The organism is Novosphingobium piscinae, assembly GCF_014230355.1.
Taxonomy (GTDB): domain Bacteria; phylum Pseudomonadota; class Alphaproteobacteria; order Sphingomonadales; family Sphingomonadaceae; genus Novosphingobium; species Novosphingobium piscinae.
Genome location: NZ_JACLAX010000004.1, coordinates 68,762 through 92,425, shown reverse-complemented (window position 1 = coordinate 92,425; position 23,664 = coordinate 68,762). Strand labels below are relative to the sequence as shown.

Sequence of the window (23,664 nt, the reverse complement as noted above, 5' to 3'; positions counted from 1 at the left end):
GGCCGGACAGCCGGCCCGGCCGGACCGCGTGATCAGTTCTCGCGCCGGGCGAGCCAGTCTTCCAGCCACTTGATCGAATAGTCGCCGCTGAGCACGTCGGGCTCCTGCAGCAGGGCCTGGTGCAGCGGGATCGAGGTCTTCGGCCCCTCGATCACCATCTCCTCCAGCGCGCGGCGCAGGCGCATGATGCAGCCTTCGCGGGTGCGGCCGTAGACGATCAGCTTGGCGATCATCGAATCATAGTAGGGCGGGATCCGGTAGCCGGCGTAGAGCCCCGAATCGACGCGCACGTGCATGCCGCCGGCGGCGTGATAGCTTTTCACCTCGCCCGGCGAAGGCGCGAAGGTCCACGGATCCTCGGCGTTGATCCGGCACTCGATCGCGTGCCCCTTGAACTCGATGTCCTCCTGGCGGACCGACAGGGGCAGACCATCCGCGATGCGGATCTGCTCGCGCACGAGATCGAGCCCGGTGATCGCCTCGGTCACCGGATGCTCCACCTGCAGGCGGGTGTTCATCTCGATGAAGTAGAACTTGCCGTCTTCCCACAGGAACTCGATCGTCCCGGCGCCACGATAGCCCATGTCGGCCATGGCCTTGGCCACGACGCCGCCCATGTGCTGGCGCTCGTCCGACGAGATGACCGGCGAGGGCGCCTCCTCGAGCACCTTCTGGTGGCGGCGCTGCAGCGAGCAGTCGCGCTCGCCGAGGTGGATCGCATTGCCGTTTCCGTCACCGAAGATCTGGAACTCGATATGGCGCGGGTTGCCGAGGTACTTCTCGATGTAGACCGTGGCATCGCCGAAGGCGGCCTTGGCCTCGGTGCCGGCCTGCTGGATCAGGCTTTCAAGCTCGTCAGGGCCTGTGCAGACCTTCATCCCGCGCCCGCCGCCACCCGAGGCGGCCTTGATGATCACCGGATAGCCGGCCGCCTCGGCGATCGCCCGGGCTTCGGCGATGTCGGAGACCGCTCCATCCGAGCCCGGGACCAGTGGCAGGCCAAGCGCACCGGCGGTGCGCTTGGCCTCGATCTTGTCGCCCATGGTGCGGATATGCTCGGGCTTGGGCCCGATCCAGGTGATCCCGTGGGTTTCGACGATCTCGGCGAACTGGGCGTTCTCCGAGAGGAAGCCGTAGCCCGGATGGATCGCGTCGGCATGGGTGATCTCGGCGGCCGAGATGATCGCGGCGACGTTCAGGTAGGAATCGCGCGCCGCCGGCGGGCCGATGCACACCGCGTGGTCGGCCAGGCGGACGTGCATCGCGTCGGCATCAGCGGTGGAGTGCACCGCCACCGTCTCGATGCCCATCTCGTGCGCCGCGCGGTGGATGCGCAGGGCGATTTCGCCGCGGTTGGCGATCAGCAGCCGGCGAATGGCCATTGCGTCAGCCGATCACGACCAGCGGCTGGTCGAATTCGACCGGCTGCCCGTTGTCGATCAGGATCGCGGTGATCGTGCCGGCCTTTGGCGCGACGATCGGGTTCATCACCTTCATCGCTTCGACAATCAGCAGCGTCTGCCCGGCCTTCACCGCAGCGCCGACCTCGACGAAGTTCGCGGCGCCCGGCTCGGGCGCCAGATAGGCCGTACCGACCATCGGCGACTTCACTGCGTCGACCGGAGCAGCCGGAGCGCTCTCGGCCACCGGGGCCGCGGCGGCGGCAGGGGCTGTGGCGGGTGCCACGGGTGCCGGCATGGCCAGCGGAGCGGCGGCGATGAGCTGCCGCGCGACGCGGATCTTGCGATCGCCGTCCTCGACCTCGATCTCGGACAGTCCGGTATCGGCCAGCAGCTCTGCCAGCTCGCGCACCAGCGCGCTGTCGATGTTCATCTTGCCGTTACGGCCTGCGCCCGGGGTATCACCCATTCGAACCTTCCGTTTTCTGCTGTTCGGCGCCCCGTAGGCCGCCGGCAAGGTCGCTGGCAAGGCCAAAGCGACAGGTTATCCTCCGGCACAGCCCGTGACAGGCCGCGCCGACCGTTCCTAGAGGGCCGCCGCTGCCTCGAGCGCGAGGACATAGCTGCGCGCCCCGAACCCGGCGATGGTGCCCCGTGCGGCGCGCCCGACGAAGCTGACGTGGCGAAATTCCTCGCGAGTGTGGGGGTTGGACAGGTGGACCTCGATCACCGGGACGGTCACCGCCTTGATCGCATCGAGCAGGGCGACGCTGGTGTGGGTGTAGGCCCCGGCGTTGAGCAGGACCGCCCTGGCCCCGATGGCCTGGGCCTCGTGGATCCAGTCGACCAGCGTGCCTTCATGGTTCGACTGGCGGACATCGACCGCCAGACCAAGCTCGGCCGCGCGCACCTCGAGTTGCGCGGCGATATCGGCGAGGGTGGTCGATCCGTAGATCGCCGGCTCGCGCGTGCCGAGCAGGTTGAGATTGGGTCCGTTGAGGACGAAGATCTGGTTGGACATGGCTACCCCTGTGGCACTGGCGCCCACCTTAGTGTGCTGGTGCGCCAGTGCAAAGAGCCGGGCTCTGTCGTCGCGTTCCGCAAGGCGGGGCAGGTGTCTTGCTCTCGGTCGGCTGGGCTCAGCGGTCAGTCCCGCGGGCCTTGCCCCACTGCCGCGCCGCCGTGTAGCCGAGGTAGCCGGTGCCGAACAGAGCATATAGCGGTTCGGGCAGTCCGTTGAGATAGGCGGTCATGCCGCGCCCGATCGCCTCGGCCATGTCCGGACGGAACGCCGCGACCACCCCCATCGGCACGGCCAGCAGGATCAGTGCGTACATCACGTAAAGAAAGCTCGGCCGGGCCCGGCTGGTCCAGGGATCGGCCGCGCCGGCCTCGGCGACGATCGCCGACAGCTGGGTCCTGAGCAGCTCCAGCTCCTGGCTGCCCTGCAGCCGCAGCAGTTCGAGCTTGGCGGCATCGCGAGCCTTTGGATCGGGTACGATCTTGTCGATCAGGGTGCTGATCGGGGCGAGCAGTGCATCGAAGATGGCCATGGCAGGTCCTCCTTGGGTGGGAAGACCCCACCATCTAACCCGGCGACGGCGAGTAGGAAAATCGGGCAGGCGCGTTGCCTTGGCGCGTGGATCGCCTAGTCTTGGTGGCATCGTCCTGGCCCTTTCGGGCCGGAGGTCCTTACCGAAACAGGCAGGAGCAGGGCAGAAGACATGACCGATGACAGGGTCACGCTGACAGTGAACGAGGGCATCGCCGAGGTCCGGATGAACCGGCCCGACAAGCTCAACGCGCTCGACGCGGCGCAGTTCGTGGCCCTGGCCGAGGCGATCGATGCCCTGAGCGGCATGCCGGACCTGCGCTGCGTGGTGCTGTCGGGCGAGGGCCGGGCGTTCTGCGTCGGGGCCGACCTGCAGAGCCTTGCGGGCTCGCCGCTCGTCGCGGACCTGGTGACACGGACCCATGGCGCGGCCAACCTGCTGCAGCATGTTGCCTGGGGCTGGCGCACCCTGCCGGTCCCGGTGATCGCGGCCGTGCATGGCTATGCCTTCGGCGCGGGCTGCCAGATCATGCTCGGCGCCGATCTCCGCATCCTGGCCCCCGATGCCGAAGTGGCGCTGATGGAGATCCGCTGGGGGCTGGTGCCCGATATGGCCGGTTTCGCCCTGGCGCGCGGGCTGGTCCGCGATGATCATCTGCGCGAACTGGTCTACACCGGGCGCCGCGTCGGCGCCGAGGAGGCACTGCGCGTGGGGCTGGCCAGCCACGTTGCCGCGGACCCGCAGGCGCGGGCGCTCGAACTGGCCCGCGCCATCGCTGCCGGTCCCCCTGCGGCGGTGCGCGCGGCGAAGCAGCTGTGCAATGTGTCTTGGGAGACCAGCGACGCCGCGCTGTTGTTGGCCGAGGCCGAGACCCAGACCCGGCTGCTGCGCTCGCCCGACCACCATGCGGCGCTGCGCGCCGCCGCGGCGCGGTCCGCCTCCGGCTAGGCGGCGGGCGGCGTTTCCGATCCCTCGAGGCGCGCCGGGTCGTAGGGCTCGCGCGGCAGGGCGAACTGGTCAGTGGTGCGCAGGTAGCGGTCCGCGCCGTGCATGCGTGCGATCAGGTGCATGGCGGTGGTGTCGAGGTGAAGCCGCTTCGGATCGGTCACGAAGGCATCGGCCACGTGGGTCACCAGGACCTCGCCGATGACGATCACCTGCCCGGTGCCGATCGTCACCGTCTCGCGCCGGACACATTCGAAACTGACCGGCGCGGAGGCGATGCGCGGCGGTGCGACGCGCAGCGCTGGCGCGGTGGCGATCCCGGCATAGTCGATCTCGCTGAGCACGCGGGGCACGGGCGCGGCCGAGCGGACCATCGCGGCGGCATCGGGTTCGCCCACCAGATTGACCACGAATTCACCGGTGGCGAGGATGTTCGTCGCCGTATCCTTGTCGTCGCCGGTCGCGCCATCCTTCATCAGGCCCAGCACCAGAAGCGGCGGATCGTCGCCCATCGCATTGAAGAAGCTGTAGGGCGCGGCATTGACCGTGCCCGCGGGGCTCATCGTCGTGACCCAGGCGATCGGCCGCGGGACCACAGTGGAGACCAGCAGCTTGTAGCGATCGCGCGCTGGCAGATCGCCCATCACGAAGTGCACGGGGCGGCCCCGGTCAGGCGGCGCAGAGCGCGCCGCGCGCCGCGGCATATTCGCGCTGCAGCCGGGCGACCAGCTCGGCCGCGCCGACCACGGCATCGACCGCGCCGATCCCCTGGCCGCAGCCCCAGATGTCGCGCCAGGCCTTCTTGCCTTCGGACAGCTCGGCGAAGTTCATCTTGCTGGGATCGGATTGGGGCAGGTTGTCCGGATCGAGCCCGGCCCGTTCGATCGATGGGCGCAGGTAGTTGCCGTGGACCCCGGTGAACAGGTTGGAATAGAGGATGTCGGCGGCCGAGCAGTCGACCAGCATCTGCTTGTAGGCGGTATCGGCCACCGCCTCGTGGGTGGCGATGAATGCCGATCCCACATAGGCCAGGTCGGCCCCCATCGCCTGCGCGGCGAGCACGGCGCGGCCGTTGGCGATCGAGCCGGACAGGGCCAGCGGGCCGTCGAACCAGGCGCGGATCTCCTGCACCAGAGCGAAGGGCGAAAGCGTGCCGGCATGCCCGCCGGCCCCTGCCGCCACCGCGATCAGCCCGGTGGCGCCCTTTTCGATCGCCTTGCGGGCGAAGCGGTCGTCGATCACGTCGTGCAGCACGATCCCGCCATAGCCACGGATCGCCGCATTGACGTCCTCGCGCGCGCCAAGCGAGGTGATGACGATCGGCACGCGGTGCTTGACGCACAGCGCCAGGTCCTCCTCGAGCCGCGCGTTGCTGCGGTGCACGATCAGGTTGACGGCAAAGGGTGCGGCGCTCTCGTCCAGCTCCTGCGTCAGGCGCAGCAGCCAGTCATCGAGGATGGCGGCGCTGCGGGCATTGAGCGAGGGGAACGAGCCGACCACCCCGGCGCGGCACTGCGCCAGCACCAGCTCGGGCTGCGAGATGATGAACATTGGCGAGCCGATCACCGGCAACGACAGGCGGTTTTGCAACAGGGCCGGCAGGCTCATGGTCGGGGTCCTCGTCCGCGGGTGGCCGCCGCGAGCGGGGCGGCGCTGTGTGGGCGCGGGGCTAACAAATCCCCCGGGACCGAACAAGCGCCCGCCAGGCCGTGCCGGCGATGCCGGAACGCGCCGCCCCCGGGCGACGGCGGCGTGCCGTAGCGGAAGCGGGGTGCCGGCGATGTGAAGAAAATTTTGGTCGGGACGAGAGGATTCGAACCTCCGACCCCCACACCCCCAGTGTGATGCGCTACCAGGCTGCGCTACGTCCCGACCGGAGCGGCGCCCTATAGGCAGGGCTTCCCGCCGATGCAAGCGCGCATGAGCGGTCTCGGTGCAATTGGCCTGGGCGCTGCCCGGCGGTCGCCGCGTTGCCACGCCCCGACATTGCTGCTAACCGCGCCCCATTCCGGCCGGGCCGGCCTTGCACCAGCGGGTGCGAGCGTCCGGTACCGGTGCCCCGCCATAGAAAGCCGATCCAGTCCCATGAGCAGCGCGACCCTCAGTCTTCTTGCCGCCGCCACCGCCGGTGCGCCGCCAGCGTGGACCAGCTTTGTTCCGTTCCTTGGGATGGGCCTGGTCTTCTACTTCCTGCTCCTGCGCCCGCAGATGCAGCAGCAGAAGAAGCAGCGCGCCAAGCTGGCCGCGATCAAGAAGGGCGATCAGGTCGTCACCGCGGGCGGGCTGATCGGCAAGGTGACCAAGGTCGAGGATCTCTATGTCGACCTGGAACTTGGGCCCAACGTGAAGGTCCGTGCGGTGCGCGCGACGATCGCCGACGTGATGCAACCCGGCGGCGTCGCCGCGAACGACTGAGCCCGCCCGGGTCCGGTGATCGCTGACACCCTGCAGCAGGACGGCTGAAACAGATGCTCGATTTTCCCCGCTGGAAGCAGGCCTTCTACTGGTCGCTCGCCGCCCTGGCGATCCTGGCCGCGCTGCCTTCCATCTTCGCCTTCGCCAATCTGCGCTGGCCCTCCGGGCTGCCGCGGCCCGAGGTCAACCTCGGGCTCGACCTCGCGGGTGGCAGCCACATCCTGCTCGAGGCCAACCCCGATCAGGTCAAGCGCCAGCGGCTCGAGGCGATGGACGAGGACGTCCGCCAGCGGCTCAAGCAGAACGCCCCGGACGTGCGGGTCGGCGACATCTCGACCAAGGACGGCTCGGTCAGCTTCATGGTCGAGGACCCGGCGCAGCTCGACAAGGCCCGCGAAGCGATGCTGCCGCTGACCAACGGCGCGCAGCTCACCGGTCAGCGTGACTGGGACATCCAGGTGCTCGATGGCAGCCGCCTCGTGCTGACCCCGACCCAGGCCGGGATCGACCTGGCGGTGACCCAGGCCATGGATACCGCCACCGAGGTGGTGCGCAAGCGCATCGACGCACTGGGCACCCGCGAGCCGACGATCATCCGCCAGGGCGCACAGCGGATCGTGGTGCAGGTGCCCGGGCTCAAGGATCCGGCGGCGCTCAAGGCGTTGCTCGGACAGACCGCCAAGCTGGAATTCAAGCTGGTCGACGCCACGGCGAGCCCGACCGACCTGGCCCAGGGCATTGTCCCGCCGGGCAGCCAGATCGTGCCCTGCGCCGATGCGCGGGCCTGTGGCGGCCCACCCACCCTGGCCGTGCGCCGGCTGGGCGGGATCAAGGGCGATCAGCTGACCAATGCGCAGCAGACCTTCGAGCAGCAGAACAACCAGCCCGTCGTGTCGATCACCTTCGACCAGGCCGGCGGTGCCAAGTTCGCCAAGCTGACCAGCGAGAACGTCGGCAAGCCCTTTGCGATCATCCTCGACGGCAAGGTCATCTCGGCGCCCAACATCAACGAGCCGATCCTTGGCGGCAGCGCGCAGATTTCGGGCAGCTTCACCGTAGAGAGCGCCAACCAGCTGGCGATCTCGCTGCGTTCGGGCGCCCTCCCGGTCGATCTCAAGGTGGTCGAGGAGCGCTCGGTCGGTCCCGACCTCGGCGCCGACTCGATCAAGAAGGGCATGCTCGCCATGCTGGTGGGGACCACCGCGCTGGCGGTGTTCATCCTCGTCACCTATGGCCGCTTCGGGGTCTATGCCTGCGCGGCGCTGGTGGTGAACGTGCTGATGATCCTCGGGATCATGGCCGTGGCCAACACCACGCTGACCCTCCCCGGGATTGCCGGCTTCGTGCTGACGATCGGCGCCGCGGTCGACGCCAACGTGCTGATCAACGAGCGCATCCGCGAGGAGCGCCATCGCGGCCGCCGGGTCGTCCAGGCGGTCGAGATGGGCTACAAGGAAGCCAGCCGCGCGATCTTCGACGCCAATATCACCAACGTCATTGCCGCGGCGCTGATGTTCTTCTTCGGCTCCGGTCCGGTGAAGGGTTTCGCGGTGGTGCTGGTTATCGGGATCGTCACCTCGGTGTTCACCGCTGTCACGATGACCCGGATGTGGGTGGCGAACTGGCTCCGCCGCGCCCGCCCGACCGAAATCGCGCTGTAAGGGAGAGCCGACGATGAAACTGCTGAAGCTCGTCCCCGACAACACCAATATCCGCTTCCTGCGCTGGCGGGTGCCGTTTTACGTGGTCAGCCTGCTGCTGATGGCGGCGAGCATCACCCTGGTGATGACCCGCGGGCTCAACATGGGCGTCGATTTCGTCGGCGGGCAGATGATCCGCGTCACCTTCACCCAGTCGGCCGCGGCGCCGGTCGCCGTGCTGCGCGAGGAGGTGACCGCGCTTGGCTTCGGCGAGCCGATCATCCAGCAGTTCGGCAAGCCGAACGAGGTTTCGATCCGGATGAAGCTGCCGGAAGGCTCGGACAAGGACGCCGGGCTGGCCGATGCCATGGCCAAGACCATCACCGCCAGCATCAAGGCCAAGCACGCCGACGTGCGGATCGACGGGGTCGATTCGGTCTCCGGCAAGGTGTCGAAGGAGCTCGGCTGGACCGCGTTCCAGGCGCTGGGTCTCGCCGCGCTTGCGGTGGCCGCCTATATCTGGATCCGCTTTGAATGGCAGTTCGGCGTGGGCGCGCTGTTCGCGCTGGTCCATGACGTGACGCTGACGCTGGGGCTCTTCGCGATCACCCAGATGGAGTTCGACCTCAACATCGTCGCCGCGCTCCTGACGCTGATCGGCTATTCGCTCAACGACACCATCGTGGTCTACGACCGCATCCGTGAGAACCTCAAGAAGTACCGCAAGATGCCGCTGCCCGAGCTGCTCGACCTGTCGGTCAACGAGACGCTCGCGCGCACGATCGTGACCTCGCTGTCGATGCTGATCACGCTGGTGGCGCTGCTGCTGCTTGGTCCCAACGTGATCTTCGGCTTCACCGCGGCGATCACGCTGGGCATCTTTGTCGGTACCTATAGCTCGATCTACATGGCCGCACCCATCCTGATCTGGCTGAAGGTCACGCCGAAGAGCTTCGTTCCGACCGAAACCGCGCTCGAGAAGCAGGAGCGTCTCGCCCGCGAGCAGGGCTGAGCCGCGGGGTCGGCATCCCGGCTTAGCGTCCCGCCAGTGTGGCCCAGTGGGCGACCAGCGCGGCGGCATTGGCCTCCCAGCTGAACCCGGCTACCGCCCGCGCCACCGCCTCGCGCGGTGGCGGAGCAGCGAGCAGCGCTGTGACCGCGGCCGCGATCTCGGCTGCGTCCCGGCCGGCGAAGCGGCCCCAGGTTGGATCGGTAAGGAGTTCCACGGCCCCGGGGATCGGGGTGGTGACCACCGGGGTGCCGCAGGCCAGAGCTTCGACCCAGGCATTGGCCAGACCTTCGCTGGCGCTGGGCAGTACGAAGACATCGGCGGCCGACAGCACCAGTGGCAGCCGGTCGTGCGGCACGGCACCGAGCCAGCGCACCCGCTGCGCCACGTCCACTTCCGCGGCTCGCCGGCGCAACGCCGCCTCGTCCGGTCCGGCGCCGGCCAGCACCAGCGTAGCGTCCGGCAAGCGGGCAAGCGCTTCGATCACATGGACCTGACCCTTGCGCGGGATCAGTGCCCCCACCGTCGCCAGAACCGGCCCCGCTGCGGGCAGGTCCAGTGCCGCGCGGCTTGCGGCCGGGTCGAGTGGCCTGAACAGCGTACGGTCGAGCCCGGTGCGATGCAGTGCGATCCGCTCCCGCGGCAGACCCAGCCCGGCCATGTCTTCGGCCAGCCCGGCTGAGACAGCGAGCAGCCCGCTCGCGGCCTGCCCCGCGGCCCGTACCTGCCCCGCCGTGCCGCGTGCCCGGCCCCAATGGTGGATATCGGCGCCGCGGGCCTTGATCGAACTGGGCAGGCCAAGGTCGGCCGCCAGCCGCACTGCGGCCGGACCGTCGGGATAGAAGAACTGGGCGTCGATCAGGTCGAATGGCGCGGCGGCGTGAAGCCGGCGCGCGATCGGCAAGACCGCGCGCAGCACCGCCCCGGCGTTGAACCGGCCGCCGATCGCCGGGAGCAGGCGGAAGCGTGGCCGCAGCACGGGGACGCCGTGCCAGGTTTCGGCCTCGGGCAGGGCGGCAACGGTGCGGTAGCGGGGATGTCGGTCGAGCGGGAAGGGCGGGAGGCCCAGCGGGTTGATCACGGTCAGGTCGACCGCGCCGCTGCGCATCACCGCCTCCATCTGCCGCGCCACGAAAACCCCGAAGTTGGGTGCCGCGCCATGCGGGTAAAGCGTGGCCAGCGACAGCACTCGCAGGCGGGCCATGGTCGTGCTCAAAGCGGGCGGACGAGCATTGCCGCCACGGCCAGCCAGGCGGGATTCTCGATCACGATCTGGCGCTGGCCGATCCCGGGGGGCAGGACCGCGAGACGCCGGCCGTCACGGTCGACCAGCCTCCCGAAGGCGAACCGGCCGGCGGGGCGCGGCACCAGCACGTCGCGGTTGAGCAGGCGGCCCCAGCCGGCATCGTTGGCGATCTGCCGCAACCACAATTGGTCGCCGGCGCGGTACTCGCCGGTGCTCGTCTCGATGACGATGGCGATCAGCGGCTCCTCGCCGGTCAGCTGGGTGGGCAGCAGGGCCTCGCGCGGTTGCCCGAGCGCTTCCGCGCCGGTCTCGGTCAGCCGGGCCACGGTCGTCGGCGCCTGCCCGTGCTCGCTGCGCACCAGCAGCTGCGGATCGACCTGCAGTGCGGCGGCGATGCGGTTCATCCAGGCGAGCGAGAGCTGGCGCATGCCCGTCTCGAGCCGGCCGATGGTCTGGGCGGTGGTCGGCGGCGAGCAGCGTTCGGCAACTTCGGCCAGGGTCAGGCCCTTGTCCTTGCGGATGTCGCGTATGCGGTTGATCATGCGTGTGCACCCCTGGCCTCGGATAACCGTATGGGTGTTTCCGCTTTCCTACAACCCGCCGGTCTTGGCACCTCAAGCCCCTCCCACACCTTTGGCAGGAGCACCCCGGCGATGAAGCGCGATTTGGTCGAACGTGAATGGACCCCGGTCGGACCTGGCCCGCGGCCGCCGGAGCCGCGGGGCCGCAGCCTGACAGTCAACCTCGCCGAATCGCCGCTGACCTGGCTGCATGCGCGCGGGCACCTGTCCGATCGGGAGCTGGCGGCAGGGGAGTGCCTGCGCCGCGACTATGAGGCCGCGCAGCTGGCGCCGGCGGTCACCATGCGCTGGGATCCGGTGCGCGTGGCCGGCACCGCGGCGGCCGGCGCAGGGCTTCACGCCAGCGAGCGTCAGCTGGTGGCGCGCGACCGTTTCGAACGCGCCGTGGCAGCCGCCGGTACCGGGCTTGCCGACGTGCTGTGGCGGGTGGTCTGCGCCGGGGAAAGCCTGGCCGATGCCGAGCGCGGGCTGGGCTGGCCAAGCCGTAGCGGCAAGCTGGTGCTCCGCTTCGCGCTGGAGCGGGTGGCCGGGTTCTATCGCCTACCCTGAACAAAATGCCGTGGGGCGCCAGACGCTTGGGATCCGGTGTCGGCTTGCCCGGCGTGGGGTGGCTGTGCCAACAGGTCACAATTGAAACGTCTTGAGGAGAGTTCATGGACCGTCGGCATTTTCTGGGTGGCACCGCCGCCGTGGCCCTGGCGAGCCGGGCAACCGGTGTCCTCGCCGCCGCCCCGGCCGATGCCCGCCTGGTGTCCGCGCTCGACCGCCAGTACTTCGGCGAACTGATGCTCCAGCCGGAGCAGGCCACTGCCCTCGGGCTCGACAAGGGCCCCTATGCCGCGCTCAAGAGCCAGTTGAACGACTATGGCGAAGGCGGGCGCCAGACCATGCTGCGGTTCAACCGGGCGGCCCGTGACGAGCTGCGCGCGATCGCTCCGGCCAGCCTCGGCCCGGAGGCCCGGCGCTACCGCGAGGTCGCGCTCTACCGCGCCGAAGTGCAGCTTGAACCGGATGCCTTCGGGCTGAGCAGCGCGCAGAGCCCCTATCCGATCTCGCAACAGGACGGGGCCTATTTCGGGATCCCGGATTTTCTCGCCAACCAGCACACGATCGAAACCGTCGCCGATGCCGAGGCCTATATCGCGCGGCTCACCGGCTTCGCCGGCGCGCTCGATGCGGAAAGCGAGGTGCAGCGCAACCGGGCCGGGCGCGGGGTGATCGCACCGGTCTGGTCGCTCGACCTTGCGCTGGGCCAGATGCGCAAGCTGCGCGAGGTGCCGCCAGAACAGAACGGGCTGGTGCTCTCGCTGGTGCAGCGTGCCACCGCCAAGGGCCTGCCCGGCGACTGGGCGCGGCGCGCCACGCAGATCGTTGCCACCGCGGTCTATCCGGCGCTCGATCGCCAGATCGCCCTGGTCGAGACGCTCAAGCGCTCCACCCCGGCCGGGGACGGCGCCTGGCGGCTGCGTGACGGCGATGCGATTTATGCGATGGCGCTGCGCCATGCCACGACGACCAGCCTGACCCCCGATGAGGTTCATCGCATCGGGTTGGAGCAGGTTGCCGAACTGACCGCGCGGCTCGATGCGGTGCTGCGCAGCGCCGGCTATACCCAGGGCAGCGTCGGGGCCCGGCTCGTCGCGCTCAATACCGCCGCCGACCAGCTGTTCCCCAATACCGACGCCGGCCGCGCCGCCTTGATCGCCTCGCTCAATGCCGATGTCGGGCGGATGACCACGCTGCTGCCCAAGGCCTTCAACCGCCTGCCGAGCGAGGCGCTCGACGTGCGACGGGTTCCGCCGGACATCCAGGATGGTGCACCCAACGGATACTACAACCCGTCCGCGCTCGATGGTACGCGCCCGGCGATCTACTGGATCAACCTGAAGGACACGGCCGACTGGCCGAAGTATCAGCAGCGTTCGCTGACCTATCACGAGGGCGTGCCGGGCCATCACCTGCAGATCGGCTCGGCCCGCCTGGGCGGCGACCTGCCGAAGCTGCTGCAGTCCTATTACATATCGTCCTACGGCGAGGGCTGGGCGCTCTACGCCGAACAACTGGCCGACGAGCTGGGGGGGTACGACGGGATCGAGCGGGCCGGCTACCTTCAGTCGTTCCTGTTCCGCGCGACCCGGCTGGTGGTCGATACCGGGCTCAATCACAAACGCTGGAGCCGCGAACAGGCGACGCGCTACATGGTTGAGACCACCGGCTTCACCCAGGGGCGCAGCCAGCGCGAGATCGAGCGTTACTGTGCCTCGGTCGGCCAGGCCTGCAGCTACAAGATCGGTCACAACAAGTGGCTCGAGCTGCGCGACCGGGCTCAGCGCCGGCTGGGCGCGAAGTTCAGCCTTGGCTGGTTCCACGAGGTCCTGCTCGAAGGGGCCATGCCGCTCGCCCTGCTCGAGCGCAGGGTCGATGAGCGGATCGCAGCGCGTCTGGCGGCGGGGTGACCGACGGGTGAGCGGGGGCTGGCGGCGTCCGCCGTCAGCCCTCAACCTGCTCGGCCAGATCCAGCCAGCGCTCTTCGGCGGCGTCCTTCTCGGTCCGGGCGCGGTCGATAGCGGCGGTCAGCGCCGCAAACCGGGCCGGATCGCGGGCATAGAGCGCGGGATCGGCGAGCAGAGCCTCGTCGCGCGCGATCGCGGCCGACAGTTCCTCGATCCGCTGGGGCAGCAGTTCGTAGTCGCGTTGGTCCTTGTAGCTCAACTTCGTCCGCTTCGGCGGCGGCGGAGCGGGCGGGGCGGCGGCGGTCTTGCCGGCGGTCTCGCCCCGCGCCACGGGTTTCCCCGCCAGCCGGGCCTTGCGTTGCTTCTCCCAGTCGGCATAGCCGCCGGCGACCACATCGACCTTGCCCGAGCCGTCCATGCCGAGCGTGACAGTCACGGTGCGATCGAGGAAGTCGCGGTCATGGCTGACGATCAGGACCGTGCCGTCATAGTCCGAGATCACCTCCTGCAGCAGGTCGAGCGTCTCGAGGTCGAGATCGTTGGTCGGCTCGTCGAGCACCAGCAGGTTGGAGAACCGGGCAAACTCGCGGGCCAGCAGCAGCCGTGAACGTTCGCCCCCCGAGAGCGTCCCGACGCGGGCCTCGACCATGCCGGGATCGAACAGGAAGTCCTTGAGATAGCCGTGGATATGCTTGCGCACGCCCTGCACGTCGATCCAGTCGCCGCCCTCGGCCAGCACGTCGCGCACCCGCTTGTCCGGGGCCATCAGGCTGCGCTGCTGGTCGATGATGACCGGGGTCAGCGTCTTGGCGAGGGTGACCGTACCGCTGTCGGGGGCAAGGCTGCCGGTCAGGAGCTTGAGCAGGGTGGTCTTGCCGGCGCCGTTGGCGCCGACCAGCCCGATCCGGTCGCGCCGGGTGATGCGCAGGCTGAAATTGCCGACGATGGTCCGGTCGCCGAAGCGCTTGGTAACCTTGTCGGCGACGATCACCGCCTTGCTCTTGGCATCGTCGCTGGCCAATGCGAGCTTGGCCGCGCCTTGCGGGCTGAGCATCGCCGCGCGCTGGGCGCGCATCTCGTAGAGCTTCTCCAGCCGGCCCATGTTGCGCTTGCGCCGCGCGGTGACCCCGCGCTCCAGCCAGTGTGCCTCGATCTTGAGCTTGGCGTCGAGCTTCTCGGCGGCGCGGGCCTCCTCGGCATAGACCGCTTCCATCCACGCCTCGTAACCGCCGAAGCCGATCTCGCGGCGGCGCAATGCCCCGCGATCGAGCCACAGGGTGGCGCGGGTCAGGCGCTCAAGGAAAGTGCGGTCGTGGCTGATCACGACGAAAGCGCCGGTGTAGCGCTGGAGCCAGCCCTCCAGCCATTCGATTGCCGCGAGATCGAGGTGGTTGGTCGGTTCGTCGAGCAGCAGCAGGTCAGGCTCGCTGGCGAGCGCGCGGGCGAGGGCAGCGCGCCGCCGTTCGCCGCCCGAGGCGCTTTCGGCCGGGCGCGACAGGTCGATGCCGAGTTGGCCGGCGATCGCTTCGACCTCGTGTCGGGGCGGCGCGTCCCGGCCCGACAGGGCGAAGTCGAGCAGCGTCTCGAAGCCGGTGAAGAACGGGTCTTGCTCGAGCATGACGATGCGTGTGCCGGGTTGGACCGAACGGGTGCCCCTGTCGCCCTCGACCTCGCCGCCGATCAGCTTGAGCAGCGTGGTCTTGCCCGCGCCGTTCCGTCCGATCAGCGCCAGCCGGTCGCGCGGGGCGATATGCAGGTCGAGATCGCGGAAGAGCCAGCCTGAGCCTTGCTGCAGGCTGAGGCCTTCCCAGGAGAGGATCGGTGCGGCGGCCATGGCGGGGCGTTAGGCGGCAGGGCAGGCGAAGGCAAGGGCTGTGCCCGCGCAGCGGCCGGCGCGCGGCCCTACGCCATTCACACCTTGTTCAACGCCAGTCTCTTAGGCATCGTGCCGTGATGAAGCGCTGGTCCGTTCCGATCCTGTCCACAGTGGTTCTCCTTGCCGGCATGGCCCTGTCCGGGCTGGTCTCGCTGCCAAGTCCCGCCCGGGCCGCCCCCGGGGGCGAGCAGGGCCAGGTGCGCCGCGACATGCGCGCGGGCAATGTCCGGCCGCTGCGCGAGATCGAGGGGCGGGTCCTGCCGATGATGGCGGGGATGCAGTATCTGGGTCCCGAGTATGATCCCACCGCCATGGCCTATCGCCTCAAGTTCATCCGCGATGGCCGGGTGGTCTTCGTCGACGTCGATGCCCGCACCGGCGAGGTGCTGGGGCGACGCTGACCATCGGTGCTGTGGGGCGCGCGGGTTGACGCCTTCAGGCTTTCTTCGCATCACGCCGGCACACCAGCCATAGTCCAGGGAATCCGAGCATGCGCATCCTCATCGTCGAAGACGAACCCACCCTGGGCCGTCAGCTCAAGACGACGCTGGAGCAGACCGGCTATGCGGTCGACCTGTCGACCGACGGCGAGGACGGGCATTTCATGGGCTCGACCGAGGAGTACGACGCGGTCGTGCTCGACCTCGGCCTGCCCGAGATCGACGGGCTGACCGTGCTGGGCATGTGGCGCAAGGAAGGGCGCAACTTCCCGGTGCTGGTCCTGACCGCGCGCGACAGCTGGTCGGACAAGGTCGCCGGGCTCGATGCCGGGGCGGACGACTACCTCGCCAAGCCGTTCCAGACCGAGGAGCTGATCGCCCGCCTGCGCGCGCTGATCCGCCGCGCCTCGGGCAATTCGTCCAGCGAGCTGACCGCCGGCGACGTGCGGCTCGACACCCGCTCGGGGCGGGTCACGCTCAAGGGCGAGCCGGTCAAGCTCACCGCGCAGGAGTACAAGCTCCTGTCCTATCTGCTCCACCACAAGGGCAAGGTGGTGAGCCGCACCGAGCTGATCGAGCACATCTACGACCAGGACTTCGACCGCGATTCGAATACGATCGAGGTGTTCGTGACCCGCATCCGCAAGAAACTGGGCGCCGACGTGATCACCACGATCCGCGGGCTGGGCTACAGCCTCGACGATCCCGCCGAAGCGCCGCGTGGCTGAAGCAGCGCAGCCGGCGGACGGGACGGAGACCGCAGCGGCCGGTGCGCCGCGCATGCACACGGGCTCGCTGTCACGCCGCATGATGGTGATCGCGGCGGGCTGGATCGCGATCCTCCTGCTGGGCGGCGGGCTGGCGCTCGACCGCACGCTGACCAGCCTGGTGACGCGCAATTTCGACGACCAGTTGGGCTACATGCTGACCGCGATGATCGGTTCGGCCGAGGTGGATTCGGCCGGCGAGGTCTATTTCAACCGCCCGCTCGGCGACCAGCGCTTTCTCGAGCCCAATTCCGGACTTTACTGGCAGATCACCGGGCCGGGGCACGAGGACTTCCCCTCGCGCTCGCTGTGGGATCGCAGCCTCAAGGTCCGCGCCGACCACTTCGACAACGAGCCGCACGTCTACGACAGCAACCAGTTCGCCGGCGAACCTTTGCGGGTGCTGGAGCGCTCGATCATCCTGCCCGGCAGCGACACCAAATGGTGGTTCGTGGTGGCCGCCAGCCGCACCGAGCTCAACGCGCAAATCCGGCGCATCCGGTTGATCCTGGTGTGGAGCTTCATCGTTCTGGGCGCCGGCCTGTTTCTGATGGCCGGGGTGCAGACCTGGTATGGCCTCGGTCCGCTGCGCCGGGTACGGCTGGCGATCAAGCGGCTGCGCACCACCGGAGCCAACCGGGTGACCGATCCGCTCCCGCTCGAGGTCCAGCCGCTGGTCGAGGAGCTGAACGGCCTGCTTGCCCATGCCGAGCGCCAGGCCGAGGAGGCCCGCACCCACGCCGGCAATCTTGCCCATGCCCTCAAGACGCCGCTGACCGTGGTGATGAACGCCGCCACGGCGCGGGCGCCCGATCTGGGCGATACGGTGATCCGCGAGGCGGCCGTGATGCGCCGGCAGGTCGATCATCACCTGGCGCGGGCCCGCGCGGTCGGGCGGCGCGCGGTCGGCCAGTCGCGCGCCAATGTGGCCGAAAGCGTCGAGGCGGTGCTGCGCGCGGTCACCCGCCTGCACGATCGCACCCGCTTCGATCTCGACGGCGCGCGCGACGCGGCGGTGGCGATCGAGCGGCAGGACCTCGACGAGATCCTCGGCAACCTGATCGAGAACGCGGCCAAGTATGGTGGCGGCTCGGTCTTCGTCACGATCGACGCGGTACCCGACGATCCGCGTGCCTGCGAGATCTGGGTGGAGGACGACGGCACCGGGATTCCGCCGGCTGAGCGCGTCCGGATCTTCGATCGTGGCGCCCGGCTGGACACCGGCAAGCCGGGCACCGGGCTGGGCCTGGCCATCGTCCGCGATGTTGCCGAAATCTATGGCGGGGCGGTCGAACTGGGCGAGAGCGAGGACCTCGGCGGGCTGCTCGTCCGCCTGCGCCTGCCGCGCGCGGCGGTCTAGCCACCTGTCCTGCGGGACCGGCCCGCGATGACGGCCTACCCCTGGCCCTGGGCCTGGTGATGGTGGCGGATCACCTCGTCGATGATGAAGCGCAGGAATTTCTCGCCGAAGTCGGGATCGAGCTGGGCGTCCTCGGCCAGCTTGCGCAACCGGGCGATCTGGCGCTCCTCGCGGCCCGGGTCGGAGGCTGGCAGGCTGTTCGCCGCCTTGTAGGCTCCCACGGCCTTGGTGATGCGGAACCGTTCCGCCAGGATATGGATCAGCGCCGCATCGATATTGTCGATACTGGCGCGGAAACCGGCGAGAACGGGGTCCGCCGAGCCGTCCGGCGCAAGAGTGTTGCTGTCGTGTCCCATCGGCACGGCCGCTAGCACGGGACGCGGCCCGACGCAAAGCGGGCGAATCCGCGGCCGCGCCGGGACGAAGGAGCAGGTTCGCTTGACGAACCGCCGCCCCTTGACCAAGGACAGCGCGATGAGCGCCGATGTGATCCCCCTGCGCGCTGCGGCGCCCCAGCCCTCGCTGGCCCCGCTGCTGTCGCTGACCGCCGCCGGCATGAACAGCGTGAACGCGATCATCCTTGACCGGATGCAGAGCGAGATCCCGCTGATCCCCACCCTGGCCGGTCACCTGATCGCCGGTGGGGGCAAGCGGATGCGGCCGATGCTGACCATCGCCGGGGCTGCGCTGTGCGACTATCAGGGCGCGCGGCACCACAAGCTGGCCGCCGCGGTGGAATTTATTCATACCGCCACTTTGCTGCACGATGACGTGGTCGATGGCTCCGAGCTGCGCCGCGGCAAGCAGACCGCCAACGTGGTCTATGGCAATCCGGCGACGGTGCTGGTCGGCGACTTCCTGTTCACCCGCGCCTTCGAGCTGATGGTCGAGGACGGCAGCCTCAAGGTGCTCAAGATCCTCTCCAAGGCCAGCTCGGTGATTGCCGAGGGCGAGGTCGACCAGCTCACCGCGCAGCGCAAGGTCGAGACCAGCGAGGAACACTATCTCTCGATCATCGGCGCCAAGACCGCCGCGCTGTTCGCCGCAGCAACCCGCATCGCCGCCGTGGTGGCCGAGCGCAGCGAGGCCGACGAGGCCGCGCTGGACGCCTATGGCCGCAACCTCGGCATCGCCTTCCAGCTGGTCGATGATGCGATCGACTATGATTCCGATGCCGCTGAGATGGGCAAGGGCAAGGGCGACGATTTCCGTGACGGCAAGATGACCCTGCCGGTGATCCTTGCCTATGCCCGCGGCACCACCGAGGAACGGCAGTTCTGGCAGGAGGCCATCGCCGGCTTCCGCTGCGAGGACGAGGATCTGGCCCATGCCGTGGCGCTGATCGCCAAGTACGATACCGTGGCCGCCACGCGCGAGCGGGCACGGCACTATGCCCAGCGCGCGATCGACGCGATCGCGGTGTTCCCCGCCGGGCCGGCCCGCGCAGCCATGGCCGAGGCGGCCGAATTCGCGGTGGCCCGGCGCTACTGATTCGCCTCCGCCGTTCAGCTTCGCGCCGCTTTTGCTGGACAGGTTGACACGGTTGACACGGTCCAGGGATGACAGGCCCGGGGGTCCGGCAGAGCGCTTGCGCGGCCGGAAATCGGCGCAGGTCCAGGCCGGAGGGCAGGGGTGTCGGGTCATCCGTCCAGCCTGTCAGATCGGCACGCTGTAGGACATCCGGACCCGCCAAGTAGCCTCTACCAACTCGCCCTGCGGCTGCGCCGCGCCTTGGCTGGCGAGATGCCGGGCGGTTGCCCGATCGGGGCTGGCCCGATACCGCTGCCGGAGGAAGGGGCAAGCCCATGGCAGGGATCACTCGCCAGACCGGGGAGCGCGGAGACCACGCCGGTCCCGCACCGTTCGATGTGCGCTCCGGCGGCGGGCGCGATGCCGTGCTCGACGGGCTGCGCGCGGTGGCCGTGCTGGGGGTGGTGGTGGCCCATGCCGCGCTGTTCCGCTTCGGCGCTTCGCCATGGGCACAGGCGCCGGGGCTCAAGGAGCTGTGCGCCGCGCTGGGCCAGGTCGGGGTCAGGATGTTCTTCCTGATCAGCGGCTACGTCATCACCCGGCTGCTGCTGCGCGAGCTGGCGGCGACCGGCCGGCTTCGCCTCGGGCGATTCTACCTGCGCCGGGCGACGCGGATCCTGCCCCAGTTCGGGCTCTACCTCTTGACCATCGCCGTGCTGTCGCATGGGGTCTACCTCTATGTCCCCAAGCTGGAGCTGGCCGCGGCGGGCCTGTTCCTGTGCAACACCCCGCTCTACGAATGCGGCTGGTTCGTCGGGCACAGCTGGACGCTGGCGGTGGAGGAGCAGTTCTATCTGGCTTTCCCGCTGCTGCTGGTGCTCTGCGGCGGGCGGCGGCTCGGCGCGGTGCTGCCGGTGCTGCTGCCCGCGCTGATGGCGGGGCTGCTGGCGATCGGCATCATGGGCACCGGCAAGAGCGCCAGCAATGCGGTCTCGTTTCTGTTCATCGCCAGTGGCGCGCTGCTGGCGGCGGTGCCGGCGCTCCAGGCCGTGGTGGTGCGCCGGGTGCGGGGGCCGCTGTGGCTGGCCATCCTTGCGGGTTTCGCGCTGCTGATCTGGCAGGCCCCGCCGCTGCTGCAGACCGCGCTGGCGCCGCCCTTGCTGGCGCTGGTGGTGTTCGGGTCGGGCAACCTGCGTCCAGCCCGCTGGCTGCTGGCGACCGCGCCGGTCCAGGCGATTGGCCGGTGCTCCTACACGATCTACCTGTGGCAGGAGCTGTTCCTCGGCATGCCGCGGTTCTATTTTTCCGCGTTGCCGCCCTTGTGGCTGTTTCCCATCGTGGTGGTCGCCGCGTGGCGGCTGGTCGAGAAACCCGCCATCGATCTTGGGCGGCGGGCGTTTGCGTGAACGGGTGCCCCGGGGACCTTACGTCCACGGCCGTTCACCAGCGGGACAACGGTCAGCATCCTTGACGGCTTGAACGGGAGCGGTTCGCTTCTCGCCAGCCTGGTGCTGGGCAAGGCCACAAGCGGGTCTTCGAACCCCGACGGCTTCGGCGCGCAGTACTGCACCTTCCAGGACTTCTCGCTCGGTTTCAGCGGTGTTGCCAAGTTGGTCGTGTTCGGCGGAACGGTCAACCAGCAGGTCTTCGACGATCTCACGTTCGGTTCGACCACGGCCGGAAGCGGCGGGAACACCGGTGCGGTTCCCGAGCCCTCGACCTGGGCCATGATGCTGCTGGGCTTTGCCGCGGTCGGCATGGCGATGCGCAAGCGGGCGAACGTGGTCACGTCGGTCCGCTACGCCTAAGGCCCTCATCCCGTCCTTGTGAGCAACGCCGTCGGCCGAAAGGTTGGCGGCGTTGTCGCATGCCCCTTGGCGGCTGCCGGCTCTGCGGGCGCCGCCCACAGTCTGCCGGGCCCGGTCCCGGCCGCGGCGCCTCTCGCCTCGCTGGCCAATCCGCAGTAAGGCGCCCGGCGTGAGCGACCTGCCGATCCATGCCGTCCTGCCTGATCTGCTCGCGGCGCTGCGGGCCGGGCCGAAGGCCGTGCTGATCGCGCCGCCGGGAGCCGGCAAGACCACGGCGGTCGCACCGGCCCTGCTGGGCCAGCCGTGGTGCACCGGCAGCGTCATCGTGCTCTCCCCCCGCCGGGTCGCGGCGCGCGCCGCGGCCGAGCGGATGGCCGAGCTGCTGGGTGAACCGGCCGGGGAGACCATCGGCTACCTGACCCGGCTCGACAGCAAACGCTCGGCCCGCACGCGGGTGCTGGTGATGACGGAAGCGATCTTTGTCAGCACGATCCAGCGCGATCCCGAGCTGGCCGGGGTTTCGGCCGTCCTGTTCGACGAGGCGCACGAGCGGCATCTCGACAGCGATCTCGGGCTGGCGCTGGTGCTGGAGAGCGCGGCGGTCCTGCGCGAGGACCTGCGCGTGCTGGTGATGTCGGCCACGCTCGACGGCGCGCGCTTCGCCGCGCTGCTCGGCGCGGGGACGCCGGTGATCGAGAGCGCGGGCAAGGCCTGGCCGCTGGCGCTGCGCTGGCTGGGCGCCCGGACCGAGCTGCGGCTGGACGAGGCGATGGCCGCGGCGATCCTGACCGCCTGGCGCGAGGAGAGCGGGGACATCCTCGCCTTCCTTCCCGGGGTGGGCGAGATCGAGCGGACCCGCGAGCGGCTGGCCGAGCGCCTGCCGGCAGCGCTGGTCCTGCCGCTGCACGGCCAGTGCGAGCCGGCCGCCCAGCGCGCCGCGATCCGCCGCGATCCGCAAGGGCGGCGGCGGATCGTGCTGGCCACCGCGATCGCCGAGACCTCGCTGACGCTGGAGGGCGTGTCGGTGGTGGTCGATGCGGGCCTGTCGCGCCGGGCCGAGTTCGACAAGGCTGCCGGGGTGACCCGGCTGGTCACCCACACCGCCAGCCAGGCCGCCGCCGCGCAGCGGGCCGGGCGTGCGGCGCGGCAGGGTCCGGGTGTGGCCTATCGGTTGTGGGAAGAGGCGGCCCATGCCGGGCGCCCGCCCTTCGATCCGCCGGAGATGCTGGTCTCCGATCTCGCCCCGCTGGCGCTGACCCTGGCGCAGTGGGGCGCGGCCGATCCAGCCGCGCTGCCCTGGCTGGACCCGCCGCCGGCGCCGGCCATGGGCGCGGCGCGGGACCTGCTCACCCAGCTCGGCGCGCTCGATGCGGCGGGGCGGATCAGCCCGCACGGACAGGCGATGGCCACCCTGCCGCTGGAGCCGCGGCTGGCGCACATGGTGCTCGATGCCGTGGCTTCGGGTTCGGAGGATGATGCCGCCGTGCTGGCCCTGTTGCTGCAAGAGCGTGGGCTGGGTGGGCGGAGCGATGATCTCCATGCGCGGTTCGACAGCCTGGCGCGGGATCGCTCTGCCCGCGCCCAGGCCTCGCGCAAGCTGGCCGAGCGTTGGGCCAGGGCGGCGCGTGGGGTTCGACAGGCTCAGCCTGAGCCTGTCGAGGTCCCGGCACAACGCCAGCCCAACGGCGCGCCTCCCCTCGGCGTGCTGCTGGCCGCGGGCTTTCCCGACCTGCTCGCCCGCCGCCGTGACCCTGCCGGCGAGCAGTGGCTCACCGCCGGGGGACGGGGCCTGCGGCTCGATCCGGCCTCGCCGCTCATCCGCGCCGAGTGGCTGGCGGTGGGCGAGGCCCAGGGCGAGGCGAAAGGCGCGCGCATCACCGCCGCGATCGCGCTGACCGAGACCGAGGTCCAGCGCTGGCTGGGCAACCGGATCGAGCGGCGCACCACGCTGCGCTGGATCGCGGAGGAGCGCCGGGTCGAGGCTCTGCTCGAACAGCGGCTGGGGGCGATCACCTTGATGCGCGTGCCCGATCCCCGGCCCGAACCGGGCGCGGTCGCCCGGTTCCTCGCGGCGCGGGTGGCGGAGGAGGGGCTGGGGCTGCTGCCGCTGTCGGCGGCCAGCGCGGCCCTGCTCACCCGCGCCGGTTTCGCCGGGCTGGAGGTCCTGTCCGATGCGGCGCTGCGCGGTGCGGTGGAGGACTGGCTGGTGCCCTTGCTTGGCCGCCGGCTTGACGATCTCGATCCCGGCCGCCTGCACGAGGCGCTCCTGGCGCGGCTTGACTATGCCGAGCGCCAGGCGCTCGACCAGGTCGCCCCGGCCCAGTTCCGCAGTCCGGCGGGGACCGCGCACGCGATCGACTATGCTGATCCCGGCGGTCCCGCGGTCGAGGTGCGGGTCCAGGCGCTGTTCGGGCTCGACCGCCATCCCGGCTTCGGCCAGCCGGCCCGGCCGCTGCTGCTCAAGCTGACCGATCCCGGCGGCAAGCCGCTGCAGACCACGCGTGATCTGCCGGGGTTCTGGCGCGGCTCGTGGAAGGACGTGGTGAAGGACATGAAGGGCCGCTATCCCAAGCACCGCTGGCCCGAGGCGCCGTGGGAGGAAGACCCCAGCCTCAAGACCAAGAACGCCTTCGCCCGCGACAAGGGGAGGTCATAAACGGGCCTGGTTCGCGCAGGGTGGTCCGGCGCAGCGCAATGCCGG

The 23,664-nt window shown here is 69.8% G+C and carries 23 protein-coding genes and 1 tRNA gene; 13 read left to right on the top strand and 11 right to left on the bottom strand.

Annotated features, from left to right (window positions below; genetic code table 11):
- Nucleotides 1-32: 32 nt before the first annotated feature.
- The 4 genes from accC to H7F53_RS05655 all read right to left on the bottom strand — a co-directional run bounded on the left by accC (nucleotide 33) and on the right by H7F53_RS05655 (nucleotide 2,953).
- Nucleotides 33-1,382: an acetyl-CoA carboxylase biotin carboxylase subunit gene (gene accC / locus H7F53_RS05670; RefSeq protein WP_185678510.1), complete on the bottom strand. Its 1,350-nt coding sequence runs from the start codon at nucleotides 1,380-1,382 to the stop codon at nucleotides 33-35.
- 4 nt (nucleotides 1,383-1,386) lie between these two features.
- Nucleotides 1,387-1,833, bottom strand: coding sequence for an acetyl-CoA carboxylase biotin carboxyl carrier protein (gene accB, locus H7F53_RS05665; RefSeq protein WP_185678655.1), 447 nt, complete (start codon nucleotides 1,831-1,833; stop codon nucleotides 1,387-1,389).
- 153 nt (nucleotides 1,834-1,986) lie between these two features.
- Nucleotides 1,987-2,421 (bottom strand): type II 3-dehydroquinate dehydratase, encoded by a 435-nt coding sequence (aroQ, locus tag H7F53_RS05660; RefSeq protein WP_185678509.1) that lies wholly within the window; start codon nucleotides 2,419-2,421, stop codon nucleotides 1,987-1,989.
- Between the two features lie 118 nt (nucleotides 2,422-2,539).
- Nucleotides 2,540-2,953 (bottom strand): holin family protein, encoded by a 414-nt coding sequence (locus tag H7F53_RS05655; RefSeq protein ID WP_185678508.1) that lies wholly within the window; start codon nucleotides 2,951-2,953, stop codon nucleotides 2,540-2,542.
- A 171-nt stretch (nucleotides 2,954-3,124) separates the two neighbouring features.
- On the opposite strand from H7F53_RS05655, the gene H7F53_RS05650 reads away from it, so the two are divergent.
- Nucleotides 3,125-3,901 (top strand): crotonase/enoyl-CoA hydratase family protein, encoded by a 777-nt coding sequence (locus tag H7F53_RS05650; protein ID WP_185678507.1) that lies wholly within the window; start codon nucleotides 3,125-3,127, stop codon nucleotides 3,899-3,901.
- Here the strand turns inward: H7F53_RS05650 and H7F53_RS05645 are convergent.
- The 3 genes from H7F53_RS05645 to H7F53_RS05635 form a co-directional block, all read right to left on the bottom strand.
- Nucleotides 3,898-4,554: a flavin reductase family protein gene (locus H7F53_RS05645; RefSeq protein ID WP_343061939.1), complete on the bottom strand. Its 657-nt coding sequence runs from the start codon at nucleotides 4,552-4,554 to the stop codon at nucleotides 3,898-3,900. The two genes, H7F53_RS05650 and H7F53_RS05645, sit on opposite strands and share 4 nt — an antisense overlap.
- Before the next feature lie 13 nt (nucleotides 4,555-4,567).
- Entirely contained in the window at nucleotides 4,568-5,506 is a 939-nt protein-coding gene (locus H7F53_RS05640) for an NAD(P)H-dependent flavin oxidoreductase (RefSeq protein ID WP_185678506.1), read from the bottom strand.
- A 187-nt stretch (nucleotides 5,507-5,693) separates the two neighbouring features.
- Nucleotides 5,694-5,770 (bottom strand) — tRNA-Pro (locus tag H7F53_RS05635).
- A 213-nt stretch (nucleotides 5,771-5,983) separates the two neighbouring features.
- Between H7F53_RS05635 and yajC the strand changes: the two genes are divergently transcribed.
- Genes yajC through secF form a run of 3 tightly spaced genes read left to right on the top strand, consistent with a single transcriptional unit; the run spans nucleotide 5,984 to nucleotide 8,965 of the window.
- Entirely contained in the window at nucleotides 5,984-6,313 is a 330-nt protein-coding gene (gene yajC, locus H7F53_RS05630) for a preprotein translocase subunit YajC (RefSeq protein ID WP_185678505.1), read from the top strand.
- Between the two features lie 53 nt (nucleotides 6,314-6,366).
- Nucleotides 6,367-7,974: a protein translocase subunit SecD gene (gene secD / locus H7F53_RS05625; protein WP_185678504.1), complete on the top strand. Its 1,608-nt coding sequence runs from the start codon at nucleotides 6,367-6,369 to the stop codon at nucleotides 7,972-7,974.
- 13 nt (nucleotides 7,975-7,987) lie between these two features.
- Nucleotides 7,988-8,965, top strand: coding sequence for a protein translocase subunit SecF (gene secF / locus H7F53_RS05620; protein WP_185678503.1), 978 nt, complete (start codon nucleotides 7,988-7,990; stop codon nucleotides 8,963-8,965).
- Nucleotides 8,966-8,987: 22 nt separating this feature from the next.
- On the opposite strand, the gene H7F53_RS05615 is transcribed toward secF, so the two are convergent.
- Both H7F53_RS05615 and H7F53_RS05610 read right to left on the bottom strand, forming a co-directional pair.
- Nucleotides 8,988-10,166, bottom strand: a complete 1,179-nt coding sequence (locus H7F53_RS05615; protein ID WP_185678502.1) for a glycosyltransferase — start codon at nucleotides 10,164-10,166, stop codon at nucleotides 8,988-8,990.
- An 8-nt stretch (nucleotides 10,167-10,174) separates the two neighbouring features.
- Nucleotides 10,175-10,750: a helix-turn-helix domain-containing protein gene (locus H7F53_RS05610; RefSeq protein WP_185678501.1), complete on the bottom strand. Its 576-nt coding sequence runs from the start codon at nucleotides 10,748-10,750 to the stop codon at nucleotides 10,175-10,177.
- 111 nt (nucleotides 10,751-10,861) lie between these two features.
- On the opposite strand from H7F53_RS05610, the gene H7F53_RS05605 reads away from it, so the two are divergent.
- Both H7F53_RS05605 and H7F53_RS05600 read left to right on the top strand, forming a co-directional pair.
- Nucleotides 10,862-11,338, top strand: coding sequence for a DUF6456 domain-containing protein (locus tag H7F53_RS05605; RefSeq protein WP_185678500.1), 477 nt, complete (start codon nucleotides 10,862-10,864; stop codon nucleotides 11,336-11,338).
- 104 nt (nucleotides 11,339-11,442) lie between these two features.
- A complete protein-coding gene (locus H7F53_RS05600; protein ID WP_185678499.1) occupies nucleotides 11,443-13,245 on the top strand; it encodes a DUF885 domain-containing protein in 1,803 nt (600 codons plus the stop codon).
- Between the two features lie 34 nt (nucleotides 13,246-13,279).
- On the opposite strand, the gene H7F53_RS05595 is transcribed toward H7F53_RS05600, so the two are convergent.
- Nucleotides 13,280-15,076 (bottom strand): ABC-F family ATP-binding cassette domain-containing protein, encoded by a 1,797-nt coding sequence (locus H7F53_RS05595; protein ID WP_185678498.1) that lies wholly within the window; start codon nucleotides 15,074-15,076, stop codon nucleotides 13,280-13,282.
- 119 nt (nucleotides 15,077-15,195) lie between these two features.
- Between H7F53_RS05595 and H7F53_RS05590 the strand changes: the two genes are divergently transcribed.
- The 3 genes from H7F53_RS05590 (at nucleotide 15,196) to H7F53_RS05580 (ending at nucleotide 17,685) form a co-directional block, all read left to right on the top strand.
- Nucleotides 15,196-15,519, top strand: a complete 324-nt coding sequence (locus H7F53_RS05590) for a PepSY domain-containing protein (RefSeq protein WP_185678497.1) — start codon at nucleotides 15,196-15,198, stop codon at nucleotides 15,517-15,519.
- Nucleotides 15,520-15,608: 89 nt separating this feature from the next.
- Nucleotides 15,609-16,286 (top strand): response regulator transcription factor, encoded by a 678-nt coding sequence (locus H7F53_RS05585; protein WP_185678496.1) that lies wholly within the window; start codon nucleotides 15,609-15,611, stop codon nucleotides 16,284-16,286.
- A 52-nt stretch (nucleotides 16,287-16,338) separates the two neighbouring features.
- Nucleotides 16,339-17,685: a sensor histidine kinase gene (locus H7F53_RS05580; protein WP_246438596.1), complete on the top strand. Its 1,347-nt coding sequence runs from the start codon at nucleotides 16,339-16,341 to the stop codon at nucleotides 17,683-17,685.
- A gap of 35 nt (nucleotides 17,686-17,720) precedes the next feature.
- On the opposite strand, the gene H7F53_RS05575 is transcribed toward H7F53_RS05580, so the two are convergent.
- Entirely contained in the window at nucleotides 17,721-18,041 is a 321-nt protein-coding gene (locus H7F53_RS05575; RefSeq protein ID WP_185678495.1) for a chorismate mutase, read from the bottom strand.
- Nucleotides 18,042-18,159: 118 nt separating this feature from the next.
- On the opposite strand from H7F53_RS05575, the gene H7F53_RS05570 reads away from it, so the two are divergent.
- The 4 genes from H7F53_RS05570 (at nucleotide 18,160) to hrpB (ending at nucleotide 23,619) form a co-directional block, all read left to right on the top strand.
- Nucleotides 18,160-19,176 carry a polyprenyl synthetase family protein gene (locus H7F53_RS05570; protein WP_185678652.1) on the top strand — a complete coding sequence of 339 codons (1,017 nt, stop codon included), beginning with the start codon at nucleotides 18,160-18,162 and terminating at the stop codon, nucleotides 19,174-19,176.
- Between the two features lie 314 nt (nucleotides 19,177-19,490).
- Nucleotides 19,491-20,561, top strand: coding sequence for an acyltransferase family protein (locus H7F53_RS05565; RefSeq protein WP_185678494.1), 1,071 nt, complete (start codon nucleotides 19,491-19,493; stop codon nucleotides 20,559-20,561).
- A 69-nt stretch (nucleotides 20,562-20,630) separates the two neighbouring features.
- The gene (locus tag H7F53_RS17570) at nucleotides 20,631-20,963 is read left to right on the top strand and encodes a PEPxxWA-CTERM sorting domain-containing protein (RefSeq protein WP_221773594.1); all 333 of its coding nucleotides are present in this window, start codon (nucleotides 20,631-20,633) and stop codon (nucleotides 20,961-20,963) included.
- Nucleotides 20,964-21,132: 169 nt separating this feature from the next.
- Entirely contained in the window at nucleotides 21,133-23,619 is a 2,487-nt protein-coding gene (hrpB, locus tag H7F53_RS05555) for an ATP-dependent helicase HrpB (RefSeq protein ID WP_185678493.1), read from the top strand.
- The last annotated feature ends 45 nt before the right edge of the window (nucleotides 23,620-23,664 follow it).

What these genes read in the sequence shown, in the direction of transcription:
- secD (WP_185678504.1), top strand. Translation starts at nt 6,367, where the DNA reads ATGCTCGATTTTCCCCGCTGGAAGCAGGCCTTCTACTGGTCGCTCGCC.
- H7F53_RS05585 (WP_185678496.1), top strand. Translation starts at nt 15,609, where the DNA reads ATGCGCATCCTCATCGTCGAAGACGAACCCACCCTGGGCCGTCAGCTC.
- accC (WP_185678510.1), bottom strand. Translation starts at nt 1,382, where the DNA reads ATGGCCATTCGCCGGCTGCTGATCGCCAACCGCGGCGAAATCGCCCTG.
- H7F53_RS05640 (WP_185678506.1), bottom strand. Translation starts at nt 5,506, where the DNA reads ATGAGCCTGCCGGCCCTGTTGCAAAACCGCCTGTCGTTGCCGGTGATC.
- H7F53_RS05595 (WP_185678498.1), bottom strand. Translation starts at nt 15,076, where the DNA reads ATGGCCGCCGCACCGATCCTCTCCTGGGAAGGCCTCAGCCTGCAGCAA.
- accB (WP_185678655.1), bottom strand. Translation starts at nt 1,833, where the DNA reads ATGAACATCGACAGCGCGCTGGTGCGCGAGCTGGCAGAGCTGCTGGCC.
- H7F53_RS05575 (WP_185678495.1), bottom strand. Translation starts at nt 18,041, where the DNA reads ATGGGACACGACAGCAACACTCTTGCGCCGGACGGCTCGGCGGACCCC.
- H7F53_RS05650 (WP_185678507.1), top strand. Translation starts at nt 3,125, where the DNA reads ATGACCGATGACAGGGTCACGCTGACAGTGAACGAGGGCATCGCCGAG.
- H7F53_RS05605 (WP_185678500.1), top strand. Translation starts at nt 10,862, where the DNA reads ATGAAGCGCGATTTGGTCGAACGTGAATGGACCCCGGTCGGACCTGGC.
- H7F53_RS05590 (WP_185678497.1), top strand. Translation starts at nt 15,196, where the DNA reads ATGAAGCGCTGGTCCGTTCCGATCCTGTCCACAGTGGTTCTCCTTGCC.
- secF (WP_185678503.1), top strand. Translation starts at nt 7,988, where the DNA reads ATGAAACTGCTGAAGCTCGTCCCCGACAACACCAATATCCGCTTCCTG.
- H7F53_RS05580 (WP_246438596.1), top strand. Translation starts at nt 16,339, where the DNA reads ATGCACACGGGCTCGCTGTCACGCCGCATGATGGTGATCGCGGCGGGC.
- H7F53_RS05600 (WP_185678499.1), top strand. Translation starts at nt 11,443, where the DNA reads ATGGACCGTCGGCATTTTCTGGGTGGCACCGCCGCCGTGGCCCTGGCG.
- aroQ (WP_185678509.1), bottom strand. Translation starts at nt 2,421, where the DNA reads ATGTCCAACCAGATCTTCGTCCTCAACGGACCCAATCTCAACCTGCTC.
- H7F53_RS05610 (WP_185678501.1), bottom strand. Translation starts at nt 10,750, where the DNA reads ATGATCAACCGCATACGCGACATCCGCAAGGACAAGGGCCTGACCCTG.
- yajC (WP_185678505.1), top strand. Translation starts at nt 5,984, where the DNA reads ATGAGCAGCGCGACCCTCAGTCTTCTTGCCGCCGCCACCGCCGGTGCG.
- H7F53_RS05565 (WP_185678494.1), top strand. Translation starts at nt 19,491, where the DNA reads ATGGCAGGGATCACTCGCCAGACCGGGGAGCGCGGAGACCACGCCGGT.
- H7F53_RS05655 (WP_185678508.1), bottom strand. Translation starts at nt 2,953, where the DNA reads ATGGCCATCTTCGATGCACTGCTCGCCCCGATCAGCACCCTGATCGAC.
- H7F53_RS05570 (WP_185678652.1), top strand. Translation starts at nt 18,160, where the DNA reads ATGAGCGCCGATGTGATCCCCCTGCGCGCTGCGGCGCCCCAGCCCTCG.
- H7F53_RS05615 (WP_185678502.1), bottom strand. Translation starts at nt 10,166, where the DNA reads ATGGCCCGCCTGCGAGTGCTGTCGCTGGCCACGCTTTACCCGCATGGC.